The sequence below is a fragment of the Sphingobacterium suaedae genome (assembly GCF_042684625.1).
Lineage (GTDB): Bacteria > Bacteroidota > Bacteroidia > Sphingobacteriales > Sphingobacteriaceae > Sphingobacterium > Sphingobacterium suaedae.
This window is the reverse complement of the sequence record NZ_JBHULR010000007.1, coordinates 98008-104007: the sequence shown is the minus strand read 5'-3', so window position 1 is coordinate 104007 and position 6000 is coordinate 98008. Positions and strand designations below refer to the sequence as shown.

Sequence of the window (6000 nt, the reverse complement as noted above, 5' to 3'; positions counted from 1 at the left end):
CTCATACCGCTTTGTTGCCAGTCTGCTATCATGGCAAACATCTGCATTCTTTTTTCTTCTTTGCTCATTTAGCAAAGCTCCCCATTATACATCGCTCAGAAAATATGTACTTGGTAGGGCGGATACCAGGAGACGAAATGCTTTCTTTATTGCGCGAATACCAATAATAAAACGTGGCCTCATTTATCCCTTTTTCTGCGCAGTATCGTTTCTTGCTCATACCGCTTTGTTGCCAGTCTGCTATCATGGCAAACATCTGCATTCTTTTTTCTTCTTTGCTCATTTAGCAAAGCTCCCCATTATACATCGCTCAGAAAATATGTACTTGGTAGGGCGGATACGGTAGGGCGGATACGTTTCTACCTTAATCCGCACCCCATTGGGGTAGATAACCTCAACAGCACTGTTCCTGCCAGCTTTGTCGATCGCTATAAAGCTGCCGTTGGATGTATCGTTTTCTTTGCTGCGCGAAAACCAGTAATAAAACGTAGCCTCATTGATGCCATTTTCCTCGCAGTATCGTTTCTTGCTCATACCGCTCTGTTGCCAGTCTGCTATCATTGCAAACATCTGTGCTCTTTTTTCCTCTTTGCTCATCCAGCAAAGCTACCCACGACATAGGTTTATTCATAGACGTGGACCATAGGGCGGATACGTTCACCCTCTATTTTAAGATCAAGTTTTCCGATAAATCCTTTTCTAAAAGATTATTTATAAAATACCTTAATTCATCCTCAAAATTTGGTTTCGAAGCAATTATTGCGATGGTTGGTTCAAAATAATCACTTTCAATAATTTTTTGTCCATATTCGTTTGGAATAATTAAACTTAAAGAAGTTACTTTCATGCTTACATAGCCATTGATTCCAGTATTCAGAATGTATTTTCCAATTAAATCTGGTAAGTAATTATTTTTCACTGTTTGAAATTTTGAATATTTTGCATCCAGAATATAGTATTTTTTTTTCAGTTCAATTTTATTCACAATCTCTAGGACAAAATCTGGATTATAATGCCCACCTTCTCTAGTATCTATTCTTCTGACTTCTATTTCTTGTTCTTTTCTTGAAGTGCCATAATATTTTAATTCATACCAAAGTTTAATGCTATATTCATTATTTTCAAAGGCAATTTTTTCAATTATCTCATCATTTCTATTAGAAAGCGCACTAACTTTAAACATATCTAATCTTAATTTTTGTTTTATTGAATCTAAGATTATATACAAATTATAAACTTCGTACAACTTGCTTAATTTGCTTATATTCAATAATTTAAAGCTCCCAAATAAATCAAACTTATAATCATTCAGGTTTTTTATTAAACTAAATGCCTTTTTATAATGTAATTTTTGGGCGAAAACGGTTGTTAAAATAGGCTTTTCTATTCTTGGATTTACATTTTTAAAAAGTTTTTGGTACTTATTATATAACTTATTCACTTTCTTTTCAAGGGAGGTGGAATTTTCGAATAGTTTTATAAATGGAATACGTTTTAAATCTCTAAAATCAGCATACTTGTCCTCTTTACTGGGCTGAATATTAATGTTAGAACTTATTTCAGTTTTCAATTTATTAAGCTTTCTTAATATTAAAGTAAATGCACCCAATACAATTTGATTTTCATAAGTATTGAATGAGTTAATGTTTTCAGTTGTTTTGATATTATCAATTAATCCATAGCGATTGTTAATTTTAACTGAATTGTAATGGCCCTTCAAGAAATCATCAAAATATATTTCATCCAAATTACTTAACATCCAATCTACAGTGTCCACAGTTACTTTATGAGAGTCATATTTAGTTTTTTTGTGAAGTTTCCTTAAAACAGAATGAGGTAAACTTTCAAAGGAAAAATAAAGTTTATCAAAAATTGAAATGAATGTTTCAATGAATGAGATAAGTTTAGAAGTTTGACCTAATTCAATCCCTTTGCTTTTAAAATCTAATTCATAGGTACTTTTTGAAAAGAAAATATTGAAAAGTTTGTCTTCTTTCTTCCATAAATAGATAAAAATATCTTCGATCTCCGATAGTTTTAATTTTTCGATTTTGATATTAAAAAGAAATATCTGATTATTGAAATTTAGACTTGCATAGCCAAAGTAATCTTCAAAATATCTAAATTCTGATAATAATATTTGATTGCCATTCCGGGATATTTTATTTACATCAATGGGAATATCTTCAATAAATACGGAGTTGGATATTATATAATCAGAAGTGTATAATAGCTCATATTTCCCTAATTCAAATACGGTATAAATATTATTGAAAGGAAAAATCTCTATCTTTTTATCTTTAATTACTTGAAAAATTTTAAGCATAAGTCAGGGTTAAGAAATAATTATAATTTCCTTCAAAAATGCTATCCTCATTTCCTGCTTCAATTATTCTTTTAAGGACCTCACTCGATTTTTTTAAATCATTTTTATTGAAGATAATTAATAATTCCTCTAAATTCTTTTTTGCAGAATCTCCTTGTAGATTTATCATAGGTAAAAGCCTCTGTGAAACGCAATAGTCTAATGGTCTGGAAACTTCTTTCTTCATCCAGTTTTTGGCTACGGTACAATACTGTTTTATTGCTATTTCCACTCTTGGACTAATAGGGATTCTTAAAGCTTTAAAACGCTTTTTTATATCATTAAAAATAACATTTAATTCATCAGATAATTCAACGTTTTGTTTTTCTTCTTGGAAGTCAAAAAGATTAAAAAACTCAATACACTTTTGATATGAAATATTAAGCTTCTCAATTTCTTCTACTGGAATGGTGTCAATATTAAAGCTATTTACTGGAATTTGAATTATGTTAGCTCTATCAATAACCCTAGGAGATAAATTTTCTGTCGTTTGATCATAATTTATCGTTGCGATGAATCTTAAATTATTTGCAAATTCTATATTTAAGCTATTTCCCAAAGAAATAGATAAAAGATTATTATGGTTTGCTGAAGAGTCTGTTAAATTATAAAATGTTGACCAATAATGTTCAATAGGACTTAGATTAGCCTCGTCTAAAATTATGTATGCCATAGGTGAATCTAAATACTTTTTGTTTTTAGATTCATAATCTAATTGGCTGAGCAATTCATAAATACCTGTAGGCGCAGAATGAAATTTATTTGTTAAAGGATTTTGAAAACCAATTAAGTCTTTTTGAGAAGACCACCCTCGGCTAACTGATACTTCAGAAACTCTCTCTTTGGGTGACAAAATTTTTGTAAGTAATCTAGCTAGACTAGTCTTGCCAGTTCCCGGAAGACCAGCTAATACTGTCAATGTGTTTTGATGAATTGATATTAATAAATTGTCAATAAAGTGAGTTTCAAAGCTTCTTCCACTTTTGTTTAAAATTGAAATTAATTCCGTTCTAAAGAGGGTATAATCGGAATATGAGTCCGATATAGAATAATCAGTAAATTCTCTTTCTTCTTTCTGGTCATATTCAGATAAATCCCTCCCACTAAAAAAATCGAAGTATTTTTTGTTTTTAAACAAGTCAATTAACCCTTTTAAAGAATCTCTTTGAGTCTCCTGATTTTCTACTTTTAATTTATCAACAGAATACTTCAAGTCTTCTTCAGCTTTTTTAAGTTCTTCCAGATTTTCTTTTATGAAATTTAACTCCTTAGATTTAATTTCAGTTTCAGTTTTTATATCATTCTCTAAATTGTCTTTCTCACTACGCAGAGCACTTATATCATTTTCTAAGCCTGATTTAATTTTGAGTAATTCTTCTTCTTTCGTTTTGCTAAGATTTTCTAATTCAGATTTTAGTAAGTCTAATTTTTCTTGGTTTTGAAGAATATCCTGTTGAATTTCTTCCTTCTTTGTTGAGAATGTTTCAACATGGTTCTTTAATTCAAACTCTTCAGTTTGTAATCTTTCAATTTCATTTTTTATATTGTTAATCTCTGGAATTAATAAAGCAAGTTCTTTTTCAGAAAATATTACTTTCTCAGTATTTTTGAGAATTTCAGCAATTCTTTTGTTTTCCTCAAGATATTTTTCAATGGATTTACTTTCTCCAGTTTTATTTAAAATTTCTGACATTCGGTCAATATATTCAATCTTAAATGTATCGGGAGAATCCCTTAGCTTGGATTTAAACTCTTCAATTAATTCCTTATTATCTTTAAAATCACGAGTTTTTATCAGTTCAAATTTATTAAAGGAAGGAATATGAACTTTTCTAATTATTTCATTGGCAGAGAATTCTACGTATGCTTCATCCGTTAGTTTATATTCTCCAAAAGATTTCCACAGATTTTTTTCAACAGTAAAATAACCTTCACTATCTTTCCCTAAAACTCTAAATGGACCAATAATAATATTATCTGTTTCTATAAAAATTGGTATATTGTCTTCAATATAGACGTCTAAAATTAATGAGTCTAGATAATATTCGGATAGTTTAACTCTGGATGTTGATTCATCTATTTTACCATTAAATATTTCAATCACATCGTTTTTATCAGTTGGATAAATGTAAGAATCTATTGTTGCGCATTTAGGAAGCCTAGATCCATCATAATATCTATCATTATTATATATGTTACCGTAAGAAACTTTTATTAACTGATTTAGATTGAAGCGAGATAGTGCCTTATTATTTATGGTTTTATGAGGGATAACAACTATTTTATCCATGTCATACTCATCGATATCTCTCACATTTCCATGGTCATAGTATAAGATTGGTATAATATTCCTGTCTGGAAAATCTTCGTCTTTGACTGCTAATACATAATTATTATTTGTAAATCTAAGCGCAAAATCTTCTTTATAACTGAATTGATCAGCATTTATATTCCCTTTTTTCATAAAATATAGTTAAATAATATTTATCTGTTCTAGAAATGTGAACATGTTCTAAGGTAAATAATATATATGTTTATAACAACACTAGCTTGAGTTAAAGATGTTAATAATAATTATTGACAAACGGAAGTGGCTGTTATTGGTTCTGCGGTCTGTTTTGACAGGGTTGCCTGCATCTTCTTAGATGAAGTTAAGAAGAATAACCAGCCTAGTTTTCCAAAAAACAAAAACCTTCCATTGAAAGAAGGTTTAAGTTTAATGCTGTGAAAATTTGATTTCGTTATTTATTTCAACAAACCTCCCATTCCAAAGGCTGTTAATGCTTTCTCATATTGAAATTGAACGGCATTATTTGCAGCTTTAAGGTATTCCCCTGTGAATGGGTCAACATTGGTTCTTATCGGACGCTGACCTTTGGGTAAGCTGATTAAATTCACCACGGCATCTGCAACTTCTTGCGGATTAGGATTTAAGGTTTCGAATGCCTTGCCAATAGCGGCACCCATTTTATTAGGGTAATCTGCAATGACTTCGTAAGCATCGTTAACCGAAGCATCAGAACCAGAGTTGAATTTTTGCGACATCTCTGTCGGGAAAGCACCTGGCTGTAGAATGGCAACGTCAACACCCAATGGTCTTACTTCGTAATGCAAACCTTCGCTGATGCCTTCCAAACCAAATTTTGAAGCACTGTACATTGTTGCAAAAGGAAACGAAACAGCACCAAATCCGCTGGAGATGTTGATGATGAGACCTTCGGATTGTTTACGCATAAAAGGCAACACCAATTTCATCAATCGCCAAGGTGCGAAGACATTGATATCGAATAGTTCTTGCACATCGGCAGTGGTAAAACTTTCGGCTACACCGTTTCTGCTAAACCCCGCATTGTTTACCAAAACATCTATTGTTCCTTCTTTTGCGATGATGGTATCTATGGCTTGCTGCACACTCTTTTCATCCGTAAGTGCAACATCCAAAACGGTGATATTTTCTATCTCTGATAGGGCTTTTGCTTTATCTGAATTTTTACCATTCGTATCTCTCATTGTTGCGTAAACCTGATGCCCCAAGGCTGCAACGCTTTTTGCAGTAAGCCATCCAAACCCGCTATTTGTTCCTGTAATTAATACTATTTTCTTGCTCATTATATTTTGTTTTAAATTAATGATAC

At 31.2% G+C, this 6000-nt stretch carries 5 protein-coding genes; all 5 read right to left on the bottom strand.

The window, feature by feature from the left end; translation table 11 throughout:
- Window positions 1–64: 64 nt before the first annotated feature.
- The gene (tnpA, locus tag ACFSR5_RS15205) at window positions 65–262 is read right to left on the bottom strand and encodes an IS66 family insertion sequence element accessory protein TnpA (RefSeq protein ID WP_380905315.1); all 198 of its coding nucleotides are present in this window, start codon (window positions 260–262) and stop codon (window positions 65–67) included.
- Window positions 263–279: 17 nt separating this feature from the next.
- On the bottom strand, window positions 280–597 hold the full coding sequence (gene tnpA / locus ACFSR5_RS15200) for an IS66 family insertion sequence element accessory protein TnpA (protein WP_380905313.1): 318 nt from the start codon (window positions 595–597) through the stop codon (window positions 280–282).
- A 67-nt stretch (window positions 598–664) separates the two neighbouring features.
- A complete protein-coding gene (locus tag ACFSR5_RS15195) occupies window positions 665–2326 on the bottom strand; it encodes a hypothetical protein (protein WP_380905312.1) in 1662 nt (553 codons plus the stop codon).
- A complete protein-coding gene (locus ACFSR5_RS15190) occupies window positions 2319–4829 on the bottom strand; it encodes a hypothetical protein (RefSeq protein ID WP_380905311.1) in 2511 nt (836 codons plus the stop codon). Before ACFSR5_RS15190 ends, ACFSR5_RS15195 begins: the two co-directional genes overlap by 8 nt.
- A 281-nt stretch (window positions 4830–5110) precedes the next feature.
- Window positions 5111–5974, bottom strand: a complete 864-nt coding sequence (locus tag ACFSR5_RS15185; RefSeq protein WP_380905310.1) for an SDR family oxidoreductase — start codon at window positions 5972–5974, stop codon at window positions 5111–5113.
- Window positions 5975–6000: the final 26 nt, after the last annotated feature.